A 19,523-nucleotide genomic window follows, 5' to 3' on the forward strand; every position below is an offset into this window, starting at 1 on the left:
ATAGTGCTTTGATTAAAAAGATAGACCACGACTGTGATGACCGATGTTCCTGTAAATGATGAATATGAACGCCGTTTTGCTGGTGTTGCCAAAATTTATGGAGAAAATGCCTTTTCGCATTATGAACACAGTCATGTCATGGTGATTGGGATTGGTGGTGTTGGCAGTTGGGCGGTTGAGGCACTGGCACGTACAGGGATTGGTGAATTAACTTTGGTCGATATGGATGTGGTCGCAGCATCAAATATTAACCGTCAATTGCCTGCGATGAGCTCAACACTCGGACAAGAAAAAATTGAAGTGATGGCGGAGCGTTGTCGCCAGATCAATCCACGCATGAAAGTGAATGTGATTGATGACTATCTGACGCCTGATAATGTCAAAGAAATTTTAAATCCAGTGCCAAGCATTGTTTTGGATTGCATCGATGATGTCAAAGCCAAACTTGCCTTGATGCTGCATTGCCGCTTTAACAAGATTCCGTTGATTGTTTCGGGTGGTGCGGGTGGCAAACTCGACCCACTGAAAATTCGGGTGGCAGATTTGTCCAAAACCGAACAAGATCCAATGTTGGCAAAGTTACGCACGCAACTGCGTTCGATGGGGATTTGCAAAAAGCCAAAAGAGAAATTTGGCATCACTTGTGTGTATTCGATTGATAACCCATTTTCCAGTGCGGATGTTTGTCCAAGTGCGGGTCTGCGCTGCGGGGGATATGGTTCGGCGGTGGTGGTGACTTCAAGCTTTGCCATGGTGGCGGTGGCTGAAGTCTTAAAGAAACTGGATAAAATCCGAACCTAAATCAGATTTCAATTGATTAAGCCTGTGGATATTGCGGCGCTAAACGGTAATAGGTATAGGTGACATTTGGGTCTTTATAGACGTCATAACTGGTTTGCTTAAAATCAGAAACCCATTGTGAACCCGTAAAGCCAGCAATGTGCCCATAGCGATGCTTTTTAGTGCGGTGGATAATGTAAATATCACCAGGTTGCGGGTTGTTAAACGCAGGTGTAATTTTTTGATAACCAATCTGCTGTAGAGTGCGGCCCCAGTCTGACGCAGCCACTGGATGCTGGACAATATTGGCACCTGCTGACTGTAGGGCGATTCTGACAAATTTAGCGCATTGTGATGAACTACGATAAGAGGCACGCTTTGCCAATTTCTGAGAGAATTTATCAACATCAATTGCTGGTACTGATGCAGGCTTCGGCATTTCTCGATAAGGAATAACCACCTGTTGCGAGGGTGGGTGAATCATACTGTGATCAACTGAAGGTACATCATAAATCATTGTGCATCTCTACCGCATTTTCAAAACAACTGAACGTGTGCCAGAATTTATTACGGCGCCCATAGTAAGCGATAAATCTTAAAAAAACTGAAATGTAACGTAATAATATAACATTTGATCTGTTGTACTGATCACTTAGGGTAAATTAGCAGTTAAGAATCTTTTTCATTATCAGTAATTTGTTGGTTAATAAGTTTCAATAAAATGATTTGTAAGATTATATTTCATTTTTGATTGAAAATTAGGCAATTTAGTGTGGTTGATCTGATTTGGTTTAATGGTGGTTTTATTGCAAGCTTATGTTTATTATAAAAATATTTAAAAGGTGACTTGAAATTATCCATCCAGAAAAGTTTTCTGATTTCGATTAGATCGTGCAACTCATTCAGCCATACATCAAAGACTTTGCTTTGAATACAAGCGTTTTTAAAATATTCAGTTCAATATTGCGACGCTTGGTTGTGAACACTTCAATATAAATCACCTCATTTTGAATAAAAAACAGAACCATTGAGCCGTAGTGTTTTTTACATTAAATCTAAAAATATCGTCTTTGGCGAACATGTGTATTGAAGCACTTGCTTTGGTCGCATTCTTGAACGTATAGTGATGCGCCGCGTAGTATCGAACCTGCAATGAATTTTAAATATTGAGTTTGAGGGAAATCGGATATGAAAAAGACATTGCTGACTTCCTTTGTTTTTGCCAGTATCAGTTTGGGATGTTCACAGTCGAATGAGGCAAAAAATCAAAGTAATGCACAAGCACAAACACCAGATGTACACTCAAATAAGCAACAATCAGTCAATCATCCTGAGCTCAAGGCATGGGTAGGGCATTATTCTGGTGTCGTTCCATGTGCGACATGCGTGACCAGTTGTGATGGCTGTTTGGGTACAGGAATTGATCTTAAAATTAATGCAGATCAAACCTTTGTATTGGAACAAACCAATAATAATGATAATCGCCCAGCTAAAATATATGCAGGACAATTTAAGTTTCTGGATAATGATCAGTTAAAGATTCAGCTACAAGGTGTTCCCACACGGAATATGATAATGTTAGGTGATGAACTGACTGAAATCATTGATACAAAAACACAGATGCCTTTTGATTCTTATGAAGAGTTTCAGTTAGCTAAAAAAGCTTAAACGAACTTCGGTTGTTTCTGAAAGATAAAATTGTGAAACCATGCTTGAGCATAACGGTTAATGCGAGTTGTAAAGCTCAAGGGATGAGAAGTTCGGATTTATAGCAAGTTCAACGCAAATGCAACATAGCGGTTTGCGCTATGTCCCAATGAAAACGTTATGCTGAGCGTATCAGATTAGTTCTGATGCTCTTTTAAATAATCTTCAGTGCGTTGCATCGCAGCTTGAATATTCTGAATGGCATTCTCAATGTCGGTGATGGTTTTGGCATTACCACCACTCAGCGCCTGACGCCATTTACGTGCACCTGGTAGGTTTTGAAATAAGCCCAGAATATGACGGGTGATAATTGAAAGCGGTGCACCTTCGGCCACACGTTGATGAATATAAGGCATCATTTGCTGCATGATCTCAAAACGATCAGGTGCTTCCAAATTCCAGAGTTGACCCATCTCCGCCAATAAATACGGGTTATGGTAGGCTTCGCGACCAATCATCACGCCATCGACATACTGTAAATGTTGCTGTGTTTCTTCAAAGGTCTTGATGCCACCATTAATTTCAATGGTGAGGTGTGGCCGTTCTTGTTTAAGGCGATAAACATCGTCATAACGCAAGGGTGGGACTTCACGGTTCTCTTTTGGAGATAAGCCCTGCAAGATGGCAATACGTGCATGCACAATAAAGTGAGTACAGCCTGTTGCAGCAACTGTATCGACAAAATGCAGCATCTCTTCATAAGAATGCATGTCATCAATTCCGATACGATGTTTTACCGTCACTGGAATCGACACTGCTTTTTGCATACTGTGAATACATTCAGCCACCAGATTGGGTTCCGCCATTAAGCAGGCGCCAATTTTATTATTCTGTACGCGATCACTTGGGCAGCCGACATTTAAATTGACTTCGTTATAACCCCAGTCTTCTGCCATTTTGGTACAAGTTGCTAGTTCTTGCGGATTAGAACCACCGAGTTGCAGCACAATTGGCTGTTCTTGTTGATTGAAGTCTAGGTGACGATTGGCACCGCCATAAATAATCGCACCCGTGGTCACCATTTCGGTATAGAGCACCACATTTGGGTTAAACAGGCGTGCAAAGAAACGATAGTCCTTGGTGGTCCAATCCATCATTGGTGCCACACTGATTCTTGGATTACTAATGGTTTCAAGGTTTTTGCTAATAGTCATTTAAAATCATACCCTTAAATCTAGTATTTGAATCTGCGTAAACGCATGGTAACACCTGTGAATGTAGGTTTTGCTGTTTGCATTTACACCAAATCTTACACCATAATGGAAAAAATAGTTCACGGTGTAAATTATGGGGTCTGTTACAGTTAGAAAAGGGGCAGATGGTAGTGTGAGTTACCGTGCCGCTATCCGTATTAATCGAAAGGGATATCCTGTCTATTCTGAAAGCAAAACGTTCCATTCAAAGAAAATGGCGGAAAACTGGCTTAAGAAAAGAGAAGTTGAGATTCAAGAAAATCCAGACATTCTGTTAGGCAAAGAAAAACTTATAGACCTAACTTTGGCAGATGCCATTGATAAATATTTGGAAGAAGTTGGGAGCGAGTACGGAAGGACGAAACGCTATTCTCTACTCTTAATTAAGAAATTTCCGATAGCACGCAATATTATCACAAAAATAAAGTCAGTACATTTGGCAGATCATGTTGCATTAAGAAAAGCTGGGGTTCCTCACTTAGATTTAGATCCAATTGCAACAAGTACACAGCAACATGAGCTGCTGCATATTCGTGGTGTCTTGGCTCATGCCGCCGTGATGTGGGATATAGATATTGATTTAAACAGTTTTGATAAAGCTACGGCACAATTGAGAAAAACTCGTCAAATCTCTTCTAGTAACAAGAGAGATAGGTTACCAACAAATGAGGAATTAATAGCTTTAACAAAGTATTTTGTTGAGCGTTGGAAAATTAATAGGTATGGAACGAAGTACCCGATGCATTTAGTTATCTGGTTTGCCATCTTTTCTTGTAGACGTGAAGCGGAATTAACCCGTTTAAGCTTAGATGATTATGATCAGCATCATTCATCTTGGAAAGTTCATGATTTGAAAAATCCTAATGGCTCAAAAGGAAACCACAAGTCATTTGATGTCTTAGAACCCTGCAAAACGATGATTGACCATTTAATGGATCATGAGGTTCGTAGCAGAATGCTTAAATTAGGTCACAATGAAAATTTACTCTTACCTCTGAATGCCAAGAGTTTGGGGAAAGAGTTTAGAGAGGCTTGCAAAATGCTAGGGATTGAAGATCTGCGCTTTCATGATTTAAGACATGAAGGATGTACTAGACTTGCAGAACAAAGCTTTACGATTCCTGAAATTCAAAAAGTAAGTTTGCATGATTCTTGGAGTAGCCTCCAACGATATGTTTCGGTAAAGGCTAGAAGAAATGTAATGCAGTTTGAGGAGGTGCTACGCCTCATTGATGAAACGTAGCAAAATCTTTCGAGGCTTCAGAGTATTGTTTATCTAAAAAGTTGGCTAGGTCCTTAACGTGCACTAGAAATGGGGCACGTTTACTTTTATCCAGTTTAAATACTGAAAAAGGAAACTCACAGTTATTTGCCTTTCTCAATGCTTCGGCTTTACTTAAATGTGGATAATAGTCTTTGACGATTATCATAAGCTCAACTGTTATGGAGCGATATTTTATAAACAAGTATTCGTTCATACTCATCTGGAATGTGCTCATTTAAAATTAACCTCCACCTTTTTACTTCTTGCCTTAAGCCAAATACTGATTTGACTTTCTGCCCAAGTTGGTATGCTCGATGTTAAATAGGTGGGTTTAGGAAAATCTCCACTACGAACCATTTTCCAAAAAGTGGATTCTGCTATATTCAACAAGCCTTTGCTAGCAGGCCTGTATGAAAGTCTGCGTCTATGTCCACTACGATCCACATAGTCCTTTGCTTGACGTTCAGTATAGTTCACCAAATCCTTGACACGATAACGAGCTTCTAGCATTTTGTTTTCCTGCATATGTTCAACTTGTTGACTTAATGGCTTTGCTTGTTGAGTTTTTGAAGATTGCGTAGTTCTTAGAATAAATATCATCCAGAGCTTCAGCGAGTTCATGTATATTTACAAAAATTGCACCTTTTTGGCTTTCGTCTATTCTGAAGCAGGTAAATGGAAACTTCTGTAGACGAGCTCTTATCATCATTTTTTCTTTGCAAAGGTTCGGGTAGTATTCCTCAACAACAACATCGAGTTTTATGTATATTGATCGGTACTTTAAAAATAAGTAGTCAAAGGTTTTTAAATCGGTAACCATGTTCTATTTCCTTTCGCGCCCTAAGTACTAGAGCGTTTAATATTGCATTGGAGTGTGTGATCACGTTTCTAATTATTCACATGGGGGTTGGTATAGTTAAGGAATCAACAGCTGTAAAAAATAATTTTTTGAAAATCTATAAAAATTGTAAAATCAACAGCCGTCGTAAGTGTTTATGATCACTGACTTAAAATGAAAAAAGGTTGGTATGACAGTTTTTAAAAATGACTTGATTGATGAGTTGGAAGCAGAGTTGCTGAACCAATATCTAAGAATTGTTTGGCTAGAAGACTATTTAAGTAATGGCCTTGATCATCTTGGGTTGCATGTCACATGTGCTGTGGACGAAAAATCTAATCCAAGGACAGTTCAAGACTTGCTGAAACTAGCTACCGATATTAAAGTCACTGTGACGGGTAAGAAAGATCTTGGTTCACAGTGTTTTCAAGAACAGTTCCGTTTTACTGAGGAAGAATATAACGACATCTATCAGGCAATGGGTGAGAGTAATAAAGACCCACGATATGATTTTATAAAGGAATATGGCTACTCAGTAAGCGATCTGACTGGTATTCTGGATCAGCTTGCAACATTGAGAAAGGAGTTGCACAAACTTGATGATAAAGAAAAACTTAAAACTTACAAAGAGATACTTCACAACTATATTGGTTTAGATACGCTTGTCTATGGGATTAAGAATCCATCGTTAAAACAAAGAATAGCTAAAGGTCGAAGTAGTCAGGGTGAGTATCAGAAAATCGTAAAAGCCAAAAAGTGTATATTCTTTAACTTATTGATCGAACAAACAAAAGATGGCAGTAAATATAAAAATGTATCACAGGCGGTCAATCATAACATTGATGAAGTTATGCGCCAGTTTCAAATATTTGATGAAGGATGGATCCATTTAAAACGAGAGATAAGCAGGGTCAGAATATTGAAGTTGAAGCAACAGCAGTTGAATGAAACATTAACAGCATCTGAGTTAAGGAAGATTGAAGAAGAAATTGTTAAGCTATCAACTTTGATGCAACAGCTTGAGGATGGGTTAAATCACGGTTATCCTTTTGAGTCGTTAGATAACATATTGCCCTACAACACTACTTCTCTTGACGATGTATTAATGAAGGCTTTGAGGCTTGAGAAGACTATAAAAGAACAATGTATTGAGCCCAGTTGATAAATCATTACTCATACTAGATTTTTGAAGATGAGCGATCTCATTTAAGCAGATCATGGATGGGATGTCCCATCCATGGAGTTTATGCACTGAGACACTTAGCGTAGCGAATAAAGGTGGTTGCCGTTACGATCCATGCACTCATTGGTGTAGCGTTCATTGATTAGATCTTCAATCATTTTTTCTTTGGTCATATCACGCTTCTCCGCCAATATTTCTAAGCTACGAAAAGCTTTATCAGTCAGATGGTAATGATGCTTTCGGCCCTTGTTTTTTTCTCTAAAGGTTTTTTGGTGCCAAGCATTTGATATTTGAGTTTTGATCGCTTTATAGATGTTGGCATCTTTATCGAGTAGACTGTCAAAGATAGCATTGATGGCAATGCCATAATCTTTTGGATTCAATGGTTTATAGTTTCTACTATTGTGTACTCTGGCGTTTTCCTTGTCTTGATCCATATAGCCTTTAGCCCATAGATAAAAACTATCAGTATCGAAGTTTTTAAAGTGCAATGGCTTCTTGCTGAGCATTTTACTGAAGCGTTCCTCTATACCCTCAAGCAGCCGGTTGGATCGTGAATATGAAGGTGAGATGAACAGCACGTAGAGAAACTTAAAATAATCATCTTGGATCGTGGATACGGTATGCCATGAAAGTTCTCTATCCAAGGACATTGAGTGAAGGGCGAAATATAATAAACGCTTGTTCGATTTGTAGTTTGAATGATCTCTCCCTCGTATATTCAGAGCGTCCCTGAACCTTTTTAAACTGTCTATAAAATGAAAAATGTCTCCCTCATTAATATTGACATAATTGTCTAAGACCCGTTGTCTGATCTCCTCAGTATTTTTTAATGTGTTCAAGATATCAATGGTGGATCGGATTAACTGGTCGTCCATATCATTAATACGAAGGTTATGATGATGCTCCTCATTATCTTTATTCATTACATGTAGAACCCAGATCATATCCTCGTCAGTAGATAATTTAAGGAACGATTTTAGTTCTTTGTAAGCAGAGTTGTGGTACATGGTGGATCTCCTTGCAGTAAGCTTTACACGTAGTTTAGCTAAATGTAGAAGGAGTTTTAGGCACGTTTCTGGGTAGATTGCAGTTGATTTCTGACGATTTTCTTATAAGCTTCCAATAATGTTGATATGGGTGGCAGTGCCTATAACTTTGCTTTAGGACGCCACTCAAAATCAAATTCAAGGAGGGAAAGACAAATTTACCAAGTTGCGACTGACCCTGTTTAATTTAAATGAGATTGAATGTACCCAGTATAAGCTATTATAGCATCGGATAACTTGACATTAAACAAATAGTCCAATCTGAGTATCAGACTAACTGTTTATCACACTTGTTGATATTAAAAAACCGATCAGAACTGTAAAACCATACTAACGGAACACATTATAGAGTAGGTGTAATGACTTAGTTAATAATACTAACATAGTACTTAACAAGCATATCCTTATATACCTCTTATTCATTCAATAATGATATTCAAGCCTTTAAGTAATTAATTACACATCAGCCACTTCATGTAGTCCTAAACTACAGGTAAGTGAGCATGAAAGTAGAACCTAACCAAAATCAAATTAATGAAGCATCACTATTGATAGAAATTGAAAGGTTTGTTCTATCAGGTATGGATTCAACACGACAACCACGATCATTCTATGAAAACTTCACAGACCTTCTTTTAGACTTCCATCACGTCTATAACCCTGACTTTAGCTACACATGCTTAATCGATCTCTTTTGTAGTCTGCTACATGACTACGATCTGAAATATGAAACATCATCATCTCTTTACAATCGTTTAAAGCAAACTTCATTTAGAGACTGGCAAAGGTATTTCAATCAAGCTAGAGCTGACCACTTCAATGAAATGCGGCAGCATCGTTATAACGAAAGGTTAAATACCAATAAGTTAGAGGATCGGTTATGTGAGTTGCAGAGGGAGTATTCTGCATTGTTAGTTGTACGGGTGGATTTAGCCTATACAGTAAATCCTGATATCGAGCAGGTTGATCATGATTTAGAAAAATTGAGAAAACGAATCAATCGTTCTATTTACGGAGATGACATATTGCTGATGGTATGGGCTTTAGAGCAGGGGGAAAGAAAAGGCTACCATTGCCATGTGGCATTAGTTTTTGATGAGCGTAAGCGCACAAGTGCATGGAATATAGCTAAGGCCATAGGTGAGCTCTGGGAAGATATTACAGGAGGAGATGGAAGCTATTTTAACTGTCATGATCCTCGATACTTAAAACAATATGAAGTACAGGACATTGTTGGCATAGGAGTGATTTATAGCAATGTGCCTTATCAAGCCAGTAAGATGCGTTCAACAATTTCTTATTTAGCAAAACCTGAAAAAGAGCAATACCTTAGAGTGAAGACCTCTAGGAGGATGCGTACCTTTGGCATGTCACAGCGTTAATTGAAATCATAAACAGATATGTACCATCTAGATGAGAAACATCTTCTCTTTATTGGCTTAGCATCGTACTAAGTCTTTCTTATTCCAGAGGTATCTTATGCAAATCAATTGTCCGTATTGCCATTCAGAGCATGTGATCCGTATTGTACAAAACAGTAATTCACAGGCTGGTACCCCAAGCTTGGCATCATCAGCATCATTTGCCACGATGGGTGCAGCATTATCAAAAACATTACCTGTGTCGCCTCTCATTGGAGGGATAGCAGGGGCCGTGGTCGGTGGTTTGTTAGGTTCAGTATTTGGTTCTGCTTCAACTCAAACTGTGCAGTCTTGCTTTCAATGTCAGCATTGTGGGCACTCTTTTTATTAAGGGAGAGTATATAAAATAGGGAGGCAACGCCTCCCTAAACCATGCATCATGCTAACAATATTTAAACTCATGCATCGAAGTATTTCAAATGTTCCAATACTTATGATCCAAACTTCCAGTCTCCTTGATTTGTAGATATAACCACTTCAATAATTTTATTTCTACCACAGTTGCTTGTATCCACTGACATCATTTGTCCAAAACCAAGCCGTATCGGATTATTTATTTTTTGCAATAAAGGACAGTTGCCACGATTAACTATGACATTTGAAATGGATACGTCATCAACGAGTGATTGAACTTTGATCATTGTTATAAAAGAGTGGTGTGGATTCTGTTCTAAGGCAATTTTAACTGGAGAGGTTGCAGGAATTGTCGAAGTGGTTTCATTTTGATTTGCAGGAGTATTACCCCGCTCAATGATATTAAAGCACTCATCATTTAAAGTAGATTCAATGTCAGTGGCTTGCTTGCTCCATGAAAGTTGTTGGCTATCACAACCATAGACATCATCCGATTGATTATCTAAAAAACGGATGTTCCATGTATAAAGAAAAAGCTCTTCAGTTTGCTGACGTAGGAATTTAACATTATCGACTGAAAAGGCTGTATAGCGATCAGGGTATTTTTGATCAAGAAGGTATTGCAAGGTCTCTTTACCATAGGTTGCAATGTCATTTTTGCCTTGGTCGATGAACTGTTGTGAATCAGATGTCTTGGCGCTAATAGCCTCTGTTTGAGCGCTATTTGATGATGCTTTTTCTGTAGATTCATTTTTAGTGCAGGCTTGCATTAAACAAGCTGCCATTAAGGTAATGATGATTTTTTTATTCATGATGATTCCTAAAACATATACATTCATTGGCTATGCAGACATAGATGTACAGATTCTTATTTAGATACAGTGGAATGATTTTTATTGATTAGGCTTTGGGTGATTCACCATAGGCATTTGCAGTAAATTCACCTTCTTGGGCAGCCCAGAACAGCAGTAAAAGGATTCCTACAATTGGCACAAGGGCAATTAACATCCACCAACCTGAACGCCCAATGTCATGTAAACGTCTGACACTAACCGCAATATTTGGAATGAATGTGACTATCATGGCAATGGTTGCCGCATCTTCACTGATAAAGCTAAAGGCTAGACTCATCAGTACACAAAATAGCTCGAAGTACCAGAACTCGCTCCGTCTGGCACGGCCTTTAAAATCTGCAAACTTCTTAAAGCAGGTCAAAATGGCTTGTTGATAGTCTGTAAGGATACTTTCAACTTTGTTGGTAGTTGCTTTTGTTGAGTTTTCTTGATTGCTATTGAAAGTAGTTGGTGAGGGGGCAGATGCTTTAGTTTGGGTGGCGGTTGTAGGTGTAGTCATGAATTCAAGGTAGATACCTGTAGCTTGACCTTCAGCATTTACATCAAAGTCGACTTCATTACCCCGAATAGGTGCGTGCTGTTCTTTCCATTCACTACCTACAAAGTTATAACGTTTTTGGTCATTACCCAGAATAATGCCCATATTGGTTTGAATCGTGAAATCTAAAATCTTGCCTTTCATCTTCGTGTCCTTATTTTATGTATTGGAGAGATGTGTGGACCTACAGGTAAATTGATCTTGATTGTTATTTACCATCAGTGTTCAAACATGCTCCACCTCACAACACAAAGCAGCTTTTCTTCTTATTCACATAGACAGTGAATCTCTTTTTTATGGCAGCACAAATCTGACCTGAATCAATAGATAGGGCTGAAAGCTGAAATTGTGATGTACCAAACGTCTTGTTATAAATTGAGCGCTTTAATATTAAAAACCTGATAGCTCAATAATTTAGTGTTTCGGATTTTATCAACGAAGGATAGGGCTGATGCCCAGAGATAAGAATAGAGATTAGTCATGGTTGACTCCTTTGGGTATAAAGAAGTTTCACCGCATCACTGCTAAATAATGGTGGCGAAACGAAAAGGGGTTAGCAGACTGATACCCAAAAAGATCAGCACACCCGAAGGTGTCCCCCTCCCGTTCCGCCGCAGAGGGAGGACACACAGGGTCGCCCACCAAAAAGATAAACTTTTTAGTGTGCTTTGGGTAAGCGGTCTGCTAAAACCGACTGGCAATGTAGGCCAGCAAATGAATGATAATCCCTGCAAAAGATCACGTCAATTTACTGATTCAGAAAAACCAAATGATGAGTCAAAAGATTTTAAATAAATTTCAGATATATACCATCTAAGTGAGTGAATGTATTCACATGCATCTTATCGATTTCCCATTTTGGCCTGCTTCCCCAGCAGGCCTTTTTTTATGCACAAAATCTGAAATTGAAACAATTCAAGATTGATCTATTCAAGGAAAAGTTTATGGCACATTTAGTCGAAACAATGGCATTCGTTGGGCAAACACCTTGGCATGGTTTAGGTAATCAACTGACCCAAAATCAACCATTAGAAGTGTGGGCACAACAAGCTGGTATGGATTGGCGGATTGAATCCTCCGATGTCAGCTATATGGCACAAAATGAACGTGGGCAAAGCATCATTTTACCGTTTGAAGAGCAACGGGTTTTGTATCGCTCGGATACCCATGCACCTTTATCAGTAGTCAGCCAACGCTTTCAGGAAGTACAGCCGATGGAAATCCTACATTTCTACAAAGACCTGACTGAACAATCGGGCTTTGAACTGGAAACCGCAGGCATCCTCAAAGGTGGAAAGAAATTCTGGGCATTGGCTAAAACAGGACAGACTACAGCACTTAAGGGCAAAGATGTCAGCAATGGCTACATTTTATTGGCGACTGCTTGTGATGGCACGCTAGCAACTACAGCACAGTTTACCTCGATCCGTGTGGTGTGTAACAACACTTTAGCCATTGCCTTGAAGGGACAACAAGGCAATGTTGGTGTGGTCAAAGTTCCACACAGCACCAAGTTTGATGCGGAGAAAGTAAAACAACAACTCGGTATTTCAGTACGTGCATGGGATGAACACATGTATGAAATGAAGCAACTCAGTCAGCGTAAAGTGACACAGCAGGAAGCAGCAGCCTATTTTGATGCAGTGTTTAACAATACCAACCTCAGTATGGCTGAACAGGATGAAAGTATTATTCAATTTTATCGAAATGTTGCCATGCCCACTCAAACAAGCCCATCCAAAGCAGACAATAAAACTGAACCCAATGGACGGGCTATGTCTAAAGTGATGACCATGTTTAACGGACATGGGCGAGGGGCTGAACTCAGTTCTGCTAAGGATACTGCTTATGGATTGCTTTGTTCTATGACGGAGTTCGTCGATCACGAAAGACGTGCTATGAGCGCAGATCATCGTTTAGATTCAGCTTGGTTTGGCGCAGGTGCAGCCATCAAGCAGAGAGCTTTAGAACAAGCCCTTAGACTCGTTGCTTAAACGATTTAGCCTAAGCAGAACATACCCACCAATTTAATTTTATTGAGCTGCATTCAAAGATGCAGCTTTTTTATGCCGTCAATTCAAATTTTACCTAACTTTTATAATATGCAGGAATAATCATGAACTCGAATACCCAGATTCAAAACACCCTAAATAATCCACCGCTACTGCCCTATTTACCTAATTTAAGCCAACCGACTCAACAGGTTGAAGTGGGAACCCGAACTAAACGTAACCCATCCAACAGCCAATCACTTATATCAGCAAACAAGCCACCACGAAAATCCAAACCACCCACAGCCAAACGACTCGCCAGTACCAAACTGATGAATTACCAGCAATGGCTGGAAGTTAGAAAACAGGGTATTGGTAGTAGTGATGCAGCAACCGCTTGTGGACTAAATCCCTATATGTCGATGCTAGAACTTTGGATGATTAAAACAGGACGGATGCAACAAAACATCGAAGATGAAAGCGCAGGCTATGCACCCTTGTACTGGGGCAAACAACTTGAACCGCTTGTTGCCGAATATTACAGCATGCACACCAACAATAAGGTGCGTCGAGTCAACGCAGTACTTCAGCATCCAGATGACGATAAACACTTTATGCTCGCCAATCTGGATTATGCCGTCGTTGGCTGTGATGAAGTACAAATTCTGGAATGCAAAACTGTAGGCGAGTACGGCTCTAAGCTTTGGCGGGATGGTGTACCGCTTTATGTCTTATGCCAAGTACAACATCAATTGGCTGTGACAGGTAAACAAGCCGCTCATATCTGTGCCTTGATCTGTGGACATGAAACCAAAATCTATAAAGTGACTCGCAATGAAACCGTGATCCAGCACATCATCAATGCTGAACGGCATTTCTGGCAATGTGTGGAATCGGGTATCCCTCCAAGTGTAGATGCATCCGACTCAGCAGCCAAAGCCTTGCAGCAACTTTACCCAGAACAGATTCCTTTATTGGTGGAAGACCTGACCCAAAATGAACAAGCCAACTACCTATTTAACCAATTGCTTGAGGAGAGACACAAGGTTGAACAGCACCAACTGTATTTTGATGAACTTAAACATCAACTACAAATGATGATGAAAGATGCGGAACGGGCAGTGTTTACAGGTGGCTCAGTTACTTGGAAAAAGTCACAGGACTCGATCACTTTAGATAGTAAAGCTTTGCTGAAACAGCACCCTGAATATTTACAGCAATTCCCTCAAACTAAATCAGGAACACGAAGATTTCAGATTTATGCGAATGGTGGATAAGGCAGATCTATCTTAATCCATCATTTATTTCCTCCAGCAAACATATCAAATCAATTAATCCCATACCTCACAGGTATGGGATTTTTTATGCCCAAAATTTTATTTATACATCTATATTGAGGAGATCATCATGATTAAAGGCTTAGCCATCACACCACCTGTACTTGGTCGTATCAGCATTGGCAAAGTTGTTGAAAAGAACGGTAAACGTCTCCCTGAAAAAGATGACCAATTTACCATTACTAGCCAAATCCAGAATAAGGATGGATGGGTCAAACATCCATTTGATGAACAACTACGTGCCAAGGCACAAAACCAAAAACTTAGAAGCATTCCAGTCAGGATGATCTTTAACGATCCAGAATTGAATCTACGGGCTGAATACAGTTTGTTTGACAGACAAACAGGACGCTTAATCTGCTCAGGTAATGGGGAAACTTGTCAGCGACTCGGACAAAATGGCATTGAGCAACACCCATGCCCATCACCTGATCTATGCCCATTGGCACAGGGTGGGCTGTGCAAGCCTTATGGCAGACTCTACGTCAATTTAGATGAATCGGATGAGTTCGGTACATTCATCTTTAGAACCACAGGTTTTAATAGTATTCGAACTTTGGCAGCGCGGCTTCGTTATTACCATGCAGCATCAGGTGACTTACTCTCATGCTTACCTTTGCAACTGACTTTAAGAGGTAAGAGTACAACTCAGAGTTATCGTACGCCAATCTATTACGTGGACTTAACTTTACGTGATGGAGTGAACTTAAATGATGCTATCACCTCAGCTCAGCAGATCGATGAACAGAGTAAGGCAGCAGGGTTTTATCAGGAGGCTTTGGATCATGTGGCACGACAGGGTTATGGCAATGCCAGTTTTGAGGTGGGTGGTGAAGAGGGCTTGGATATTGTTGAGGAGTTCTATCATTCAAATGAGAAAGAGGAGCCTCACCAATGCGGTGCTTTATCGTGTGTAACGACAATGGAACAAGAGTTATCTCGTAGTGTTAAAGCACTAAATTAATAGCGAAGGGAACTTTTAAGTTCCCTTCGCTATAACTAGCTCAAGCTAAATTTTTTAATACGCCACATTTATCAGCAGTACATAAACCGTCACAGGTTTTCCGAATTTCTAACAACTGCTCAATGAGTTTCTGTTGGTTTCTAATACTATCTTGTACATCTCTAATATGAGAATCAATAAGTTCATTTACTTCAGAACAATTTTGGGCAGGCGTATCTTTATAAGTTAATAATTTTTTGATTTCACTAAGATTCATGTTCAATGTTCGGCAATTGACAATAAATTTTAGTCTATCAATATAGTTTTCTGAATACAGTCGATAGTTGCCCTGATTTCTTTCAGGTGGTGGGATTAAACCTTCTTTTTCATAGAACCTAATTGTTAATACTGAACAAGAGGTCTTCTCAGATAACTCACCTATTTTTAAGAACATGGTAATCAACCAAAACTAGCTTGACTCTATAGTAGCTATAGGGATTTTAATATGCAACAAGTGAAGATATGACTATAGGCACATCAATGAGTGGTTGCGGTTGTAATAAAGAAAGTTCTTGTGACGATACCAAGCAAAAACAAAATGAATCAGAAACAGATTCTTGTAAAGGTAAAGATTCAGTTACTGAAGTAAGTAAAAGCTCTTGTTGTGGTAATGAGTTACAGCAAGGAGCTAACTCTGATGAAAAAGATACTTGCGGTAGTAACCAGCCGTGTTCTACGCAGTCGAATTCATGTTGTGGTTCGGATTCGATAACTTCACCTGAACCGATTCGGGGGAGTGAAGATACAGCGACTTTCATCAGTGACTATAACATCCCGAAAATGGATTGCTCCGCAGAGGAACAAATGGTTCGGATGACTTTATCTTCATTAGTAGATGTTAAGAGGCTGGTATTTGATTTGCCAAACCGAAACCTAAAAGTTCTGCATAATGGTGAAAATAATGAAATCACTGCAAAACTTGAAGCTCTTGGATTTGGAGCAAAATTAAATAAAACTGAAGCATATGAAAATAAAGAGCACGCACAAGAAGCCAGTACTTTTCTAATTCCAAAGATGGATTGTTCGGCAGAAGAGCAAATGGTCAGAATGGCTCTTTCTCCCTTGCATGAAGTTAAAGGTTTATCATTTGATTTGGCACAAAGACAGTTAGTTGTTTTCCATACAAATGGGATTAATGAAATTACCACAAAACTTGAAGCCCTCAGTTTTGGTGCAAAGCTCGTGGAAACAGTAAAAGCCACTGGGGAATTGCCTGAAACACCAGATCCGACTAAGCAGGCGAAAGTCCTAAAATTATTACTAGCGATTAATGGTATTCTTTTTTTTATTGAATTCATAAGTGGAATTATTGCTGCATCGACGGGTCTCATTGCGGACTCTCTTGATATGTTTGCTGATGCGGCGGTTTACGGTATAGCACTTTACGCGGTAGGGAAAGCGGCAAAATACCAATTAAAAGCAGCTCATTTTGCAGGATGGATTCAACTTTTATTAGCTTTGATCGTTATTGTTGATGTTATCAGACGTTTCATGTTCGGTAGTGAGCCAGAGTCAGATTTGATGATCATTATTGGCTTCTTAGCACTTATTGCCAATGTGACGTGCTTGTATCTCATTTCTGGGCATAGAGATGGCGGAGCCCATATGAAAGCGAGTTGGATCTTTTCAGCTAATGACGTAATAGTAAATATGGGGGTTATTTTAGCAGGTGTACTTGTCGCATGGACTGGTTCAGCTTACCCAGATTTGATTATTGGTATTCTTGTTTCACTGTTTGTACTGAATGGCGCTCGAAAGATTTTGGCGTTGAAATAGGGTGCAGACAATGAATTTATTTCAAGTAAAGGAAGACCAGACTGTAAAAATCATTGATCTTAAAAAGGGTGAACAGTATCAAGATAAAAATGATCCTGTTCTGGAGCGTTTAGAACTGCTGGGCTTTAGAGTAGGTGAATCCTTACAAGTGCTTGCGAAAGGGCTTTTTGGTGGTGATCCTGTGTTGGTTCAAATCGAAACCTCACGTTTCGCCTTAAGAAAAAATGAAGCAGAACGAATTTTTGTAGAGATTACCAATGGAAACTAAAAATATTGCACTGGTTGGTAATCCTAATTGCGGTAAAACATCACTTTTTAACACCCTCACAGGGACTCGTCAAAAAGTTGCAAATTATGCTGGGGTAACGGTAGAACGGAAAGAGGGATTTTTTAAACTACCTTCTGGTGATACCGTTCGAGTATTGGATTTGCCCGGGACTTATAGTTTAAAACCTAGCAGTTTAGATGAGGAGGTAACTAGAGCAGTATGCTTTGGTGAATTAAAAGGCGAAGTCATACCTGATATTTTTGTATGTGTTGTCGATGCTACGAATCTTCATCTTCATTTAAGTCTTGTACTTGAAGTCAGGGCTTTAAACCGACCAATGTTACTTGTTCTTAACATGATGGATGAGGTTGGAAAGCGTGGGATTGCAATTGACACAACGAAGCTATCTCAGCTTTTAGGTATTCCTGTTGTTGAGTCAGTAGCTGTAAAAACAAAAGGCATTCAGGGGCTATTGACACAATTGGATCAAAAGAATTTGTTTGTTGCCCCTTATCATTCTGATCTGAGTCACTTTGACCAAATCAAATATATTACAAAACAAGTCATCTTGAAAAATGATAATGGTGATAAACGAACGGCTTTCTTGGACAAAATATTCTTACATCCAGTTTTTGGATTATTAATATTGACCTTTACCATGTTTGTAATGTTTCAGGCTGTCTTTATTTGGGCTCAACCATTAATTTCCTTTGTTGAGGATTCGATTGCATGGTTTGGTGGGGCAATAGGACCACTGATCACTCATCCACTTTTAAGAAGCTTGATCATTGATGGTGTAATTGCAGGTGCTGGTAGTGTGCTCGCATATATGCCTCAAATTCTGATCTTGTTTTTCTTTATTTTAATTTTAGAAGAATCGGGATACTTACCTAGAGCTGCTTTTTTGTTAGATAAGCTGATGTCTAAAGCTGGTTTAAGTGGGCGTTCATTTATTCCACTACTTTCAAGCTTTGCTTGTGCAATTCCCGGAGTCATGGCGACTAGAAGTATTAGCTCTGAGAGAGATCGTTTAGCAACGATTATGATTGCACCTTTGATGACGTGTTCTGCACGATTACCTGTATATGCTTTGCTGATCGCTGCATTCATTCCAAACAAGTTGGTTTATGGTTGGCTCAGTTTACAAGGTCTAGTTCTGTTCGGGCTTTACATGTCAGGGATTGTATCTGCTTTATTGGTTTCTTTATTTCTGAAATTAGTAAGAAAAGATAAAACTGAAAGTATTTTCATTTTTGAATTACCTACATACCGTATTCCAGATGTGCGAAATGTAGCTTTGGGACTTTATGATAGAGCGACTATATTCTTGAAAAGAGTTGGTGGAATTATTGTCGCACTTTCTATTTTATTATGGTTCTTGGTAACGTTTCCATTACCACCTGATAATCCAACAATGCCACCAATCAATTATAGTATTGCTGGACAGTTAGGGCATCTAATCCATCCAATATTTGCTCCGATTGGATTTACTTGGGAAATTTGTATTGCTTTGATTCCTGCAATGGCAGCTCGTGAAGTGATTATTGCTGCATTAGGAGTGATTTATGCAATGTCTGGTGATGAAGATGCAGTTACCCAGACCTTATTATCTCAAATATCTGGACCAGATGGATGGGGGCTAGCGACAGGTATGTCATTGTTAGTTTGGTTTATCTTTGCCCCGCATTGTTTAGCAACACTAGCAACTATTCGAAGAGAAACAGGGAGTTGGAAACAACCAGTCGTAATGGCTGTTTATCTATTTTCGTTGGCTTACCTATTCTCTTTTATAACTTATCAAGTCATAAGTCGATTTTAATTTAGAAGGAGGCTATTGACATAAATCAATAGCCTCCTTCTAAAGAGGCTTTTAATTTAGTTGTATGATTGCCATTCAATTGATAGTGATAAAATTTTTTTGATGGTGATTATTTATTTTCTAAGACATTATTAAAAAATTAAATATA

Annotated in this window: 20 protein-coding genes and 1 pseudogene; 12 read left to right on the forward strand and 9 right to left on the reverse strand. The window is 39.2% G+C overall.

The window, feature by feature from the left end; all coding sequences use genetic code 11:
• The first annotated feature begins 36 nt into the window (after positions 1-36).
• Positions 37-801, forward strand: a complete 765-nt coding sequence (locus tag F957_RS04800) for a tRNA threonylcarbamoyladenosine dehydratase (RefSeq protein ID WP_016542021.1) — start codon at positions 37-39, stop codon at positions 799-801.
• Between the two features lie 16 nt (positions 802-817).
• Here the strand turns inward: F957_RS04800 and F957_RS04795 are convergent, their stop codons facing one another.
• The gene (locus tag F957_RS04795; protein WP_016542022.1) at positions 818-1,297 is read right to left on the reverse strand and encodes a CHAP domain-containing protein; all 480 of its coding nucleotides are present in this window, start codon (positions 1,295-1,297) and stop codon (positions 818-820) included.
• A gap of 671 nt (positions 1,298-1,968) precedes the next feature.
• Between F957_RS04795 and F957_RS04790 the strand changes: the two genes are divergently transcribed.
• Positions 1,969-2,448 carry a copper resistance protein NlpE N-terminal domain-containing protein gene (locus tag F957_RS04790; protein WP_016542024.1) on the forward strand — a complete coding sequence of 160 codons (480 nt, stop codon included), beginning with the start codon at positions 1,969-1,971 and terminating at the stop codon, positions 2,446-2,448.
• Positions 2,449-2,624: 176 nt separating this feature from the next.
• On the opposite strand, the gene dusA is transcribed toward F957_RS04790, so the two are convergent.
• Complete coding sequence (gene dusA, locus F957_RS04785) at positions 2,625-3,641, reverse strand: tRNA dihydrouridine(20/20a) synthase DusA (protein WP_016542025.1); 1,017 nt, start codon at positions 3,639-3,641, stop codon at positions 2,625-2,627.
• A gap of 133 nt (positions 3,642-3,774) precedes the next feature.
• On the opposite strand from dusA, the gene F957_RS04780 reads away from it, so the two are divergent.
• Positions 3,775-4,923: a tyrosine-type recombinase/integrase gene (locus F957_RS04780; RefSeq protein WP_016542026.1), complete on the forward strand. Its 1,149-nt coding sequence runs from the start codon at positions 3,775-3,777 to the stop codon at positions 4,921-4,923.
• Here the strand turns inward: F957_RS04780 and F957_RS04775 are convergent.
• The 3 genes from F957_RS04775 to F957_RS04765 are packed head-to-tail and all read right to left on the reverse strand — an operon-like array spanning position 4,907 to position 5,764.
• Positions 4,907-5,179 (reverse strand): pyocin activator PrtN family protein, encoded by a 273-nt coding sequence (locus tag F957_RS04775; RefSeq protein WP_005206962.1) that lies wholly within the window; start codon positions 5,177-5,179, stop codon positions 4,907-4,909. The two genes, F957_RS04780 and F957_RS04775, sit on opposite strands and share 17 nt — an antisense overlap.
• Positions 5,176-5,454 (reverse strand): helix-turn-helix transcriptional regulator, encoded by a 279-nt coding sequence (locus tag F957_RS04770; protein WP_016542027.1) that lies wholly within the window; start codon positions 5,452-5,454, stop codon positions 5,176-5,178. Before F957_RS04770 ends, F957_RS04775 begins: the two co-directional genes overlap by 4 nt.
• 19 nt (positions 5,455-5,473) lie before the next feature.
• A complete protein-coding gene (locus F957_RS04765) occupies positions 5,474-5,764 on the reverse strand; it encodes a pyocin activator PrtN family protein (protein ID WP_016660511.1) in 291 nt (96 codons plus the stop codon).
• A 208-nt stretch (positions 5,765-5,972) separates the two neighbouring features.
• Here F957_RS04765 and F957_RS04760 point away from each other — a divergent pair, with 208 nt between their 5' ends.
• Positions 5,973-6,944, forward strand: a complete 972-nt coding sequence (locus F957_RS04760; protein ID WP_016542028.1) for a hypothetical protein — start codon at positions 5,973-5,975, stop codon at positions 6,942-6,944.
• 98 nt (positions 6,945-7,042) lie between these two features.
• Here the strand turns inward: F957_RS04760 and F957_RS04755 are convergent, their stop codons facing one another.
• Positions 7,043-7,891: a hypothetical protein gene (locus F957_RS04755; RefSeq protein ID WP_228129645.1), complete on the reverse strand. Its 849-nt coding sequence runs from the start codon at positions 7,889-7,891 to the stop codon at positions 7,043-7,045.
• A gap of 626 nt (positions 7,892-8,517) precedes the next feature.
• On the opposite strand from F957_RS04755, the gene F957_RS04750 reads away from it, so the two are divergent.
• Together F957_RS04750 and F957_RS04745 are read left to right on the forward strand one after the other, a co-directional pair.
• The gene (locus F957_RS04750; RefSeq protein ID WP_016542030.1) at positions 8,518-9,396 is read left to right on the forward strand and encodes a YagK/YfjJ domain-containing protein; all 879 of its coding nucleotides are present in this window, start codon (positions 8,518-8,520) and stop codon (positions 9,394-9,396) included.
• A gap of 97 nt (positions 9,397-9,493) precedes the next feature.
• Positions 9,494-9,766, forward strand: a complete 273-nt coding sequence (locus tag F957_RS04745; protein ID WP_016542031.1) for a hypothetical protein — start codon at positions 9,494-9,496, stop codon at positions 9,764-9,766.
• 100 nt (positions 9,767-9,866) lie between these two features.
• Here F957_RS04745 and F957_RS04740 read toward each other — a convergent pair whose 3' ends face one another.
• Both F957_RS04740 and F957_RS04735 read right to left on the reverse strand, forming a co-directional pair.
• Positions 9,867-10,601, reverse strand: a complete 735-nt coding sequence (locus F957_RS04740; protein ID WP_016542032.1) for a hypothetical protein — start codon at positions 10,599-10,601, stop codon at positions 9,867-9,869.
• 88 nt (positions 10,602-10,689) lie between these two features.
• Positions 10,690-11,325 (reverse strand): DUF805 domain-containing protein, encoded by a 636-nt coding sequence (locus F957_RS04735; protein WP_016542033.1) that lies wholly within the window; start codon positions 11,323-11,325, stop codon positions 10,690-10,692.
• 800 nt (positions 11,326-12,125) lie between these two features.
• Between F957_RS04735 and F957_RS04730 the strand changes: the two genes are divergently transcribed.
• The 3 genes and pseudogenes from F957_RS04730 to F957_RS04720 form a co-directional block, all read left to right on the forward strand.
• Positions 12,126-13,175 (forward strand): DUF932 domain-containing protein, encoded by a 1,050-nt coding sequence (locus F957_RS04730; RefSeq protein WP_016542035.1) that lies wholly within the window; start codon positions 12,126-12,128, stop codon positions 13,173-13,175.
• A 122-nt stretch (positions 13,176-13,297) separates the two neighbouring features.
• Complete coding sequence (locus F957_RS04725; protein ID WP_016542036.1) at positions 13,298-14,449, forward strand: YqaJ viral recombinase family nuclease; 1,152 nt, start codon at positions 13,298-13,300, stop codon at positions 14,447-14,449.
• Between the two features lie 130 nt (positions 14,450-14,579).
• Positions 14,580-15,378: pseudogene (locus F957_RS04720) on the forward strand (recombination directionality factor); the annotation flags it as partial.
• A 135-nt stretch (positions 15,379-15,513) separates the two neighbouring features.
• On the opposite strand, the gene cadR reads toward F957_RS04720, so the two are convergent.
• Complete coding sequence (gene cadR / locus F957_RS04715; RefSeq protein WP_004655749.1) at positions 15,514-15,906, reverse strand: Cd(II)/Pb(II)-responsive transcriptional regulator; 393 nt, start codon at positions 15,904-15,906, stop codon at positions 15,514-15,516.
• Between the two features lie 86 nt (positions 15,907-15,992).
• Between cadR and F957_RS04710 the strand changes: the two genes are divergently transcribed.
• The 3 genes from F957_RS04710 to feoB are packed head-to-tail and all read left to right on the forward strand — an operon-like array spanning position 15,993 to position 19,375.
• Positions 15,993-17,288 (forward strand): cation transporter, encoded by a 1,296-nt coding sequence (locus F957_RS04710; protein WP_016660513.1) that lies wholly within the window; start codon positions 15,993-15,995, stop codon positions 17,286-17,288.
• 10 nt (positions 17,289-17,298) lie between these two features.
• Positions 17,299-17,556 (forward strand): FeoA family protein, encoded by a 258-nt coding sequence (locus F957_RS04705; protein WP_007481186.1) that lies wholly within the window; start codon positions 17,299-17,301, stop codon positions 17,554-17,556.
• Positions 17,546-19,375 (forward strand): ferrous iron transporter B, encoded by a 1,830-nt coding sequence (feoB, locus tag F957_RS04700; RefSeq protein WP_016164803.1) that lies wholly within the window; start codon positions 17,546-17,548, stop codon positions 19,373-19,375. The genes F957_RS04705 and feoB overlap by 11 nt, the downstream gene beginning before the upstream one ends.
• Positions 19,376-19,523 lie beyond the last annotated feature (148 nt).

Source organism: Acinetobacter gyllenbergii CIP 110306 = MTCC 11365 (assembly GCF_000413855.1).
Classification (GTDB): Bacteria; Pseudomonadota; Gammaproteobacteria; order Pseudomonadales; family Moraxellaceae; genus Acinetobacter; species Acinetobacter gyllenbergii.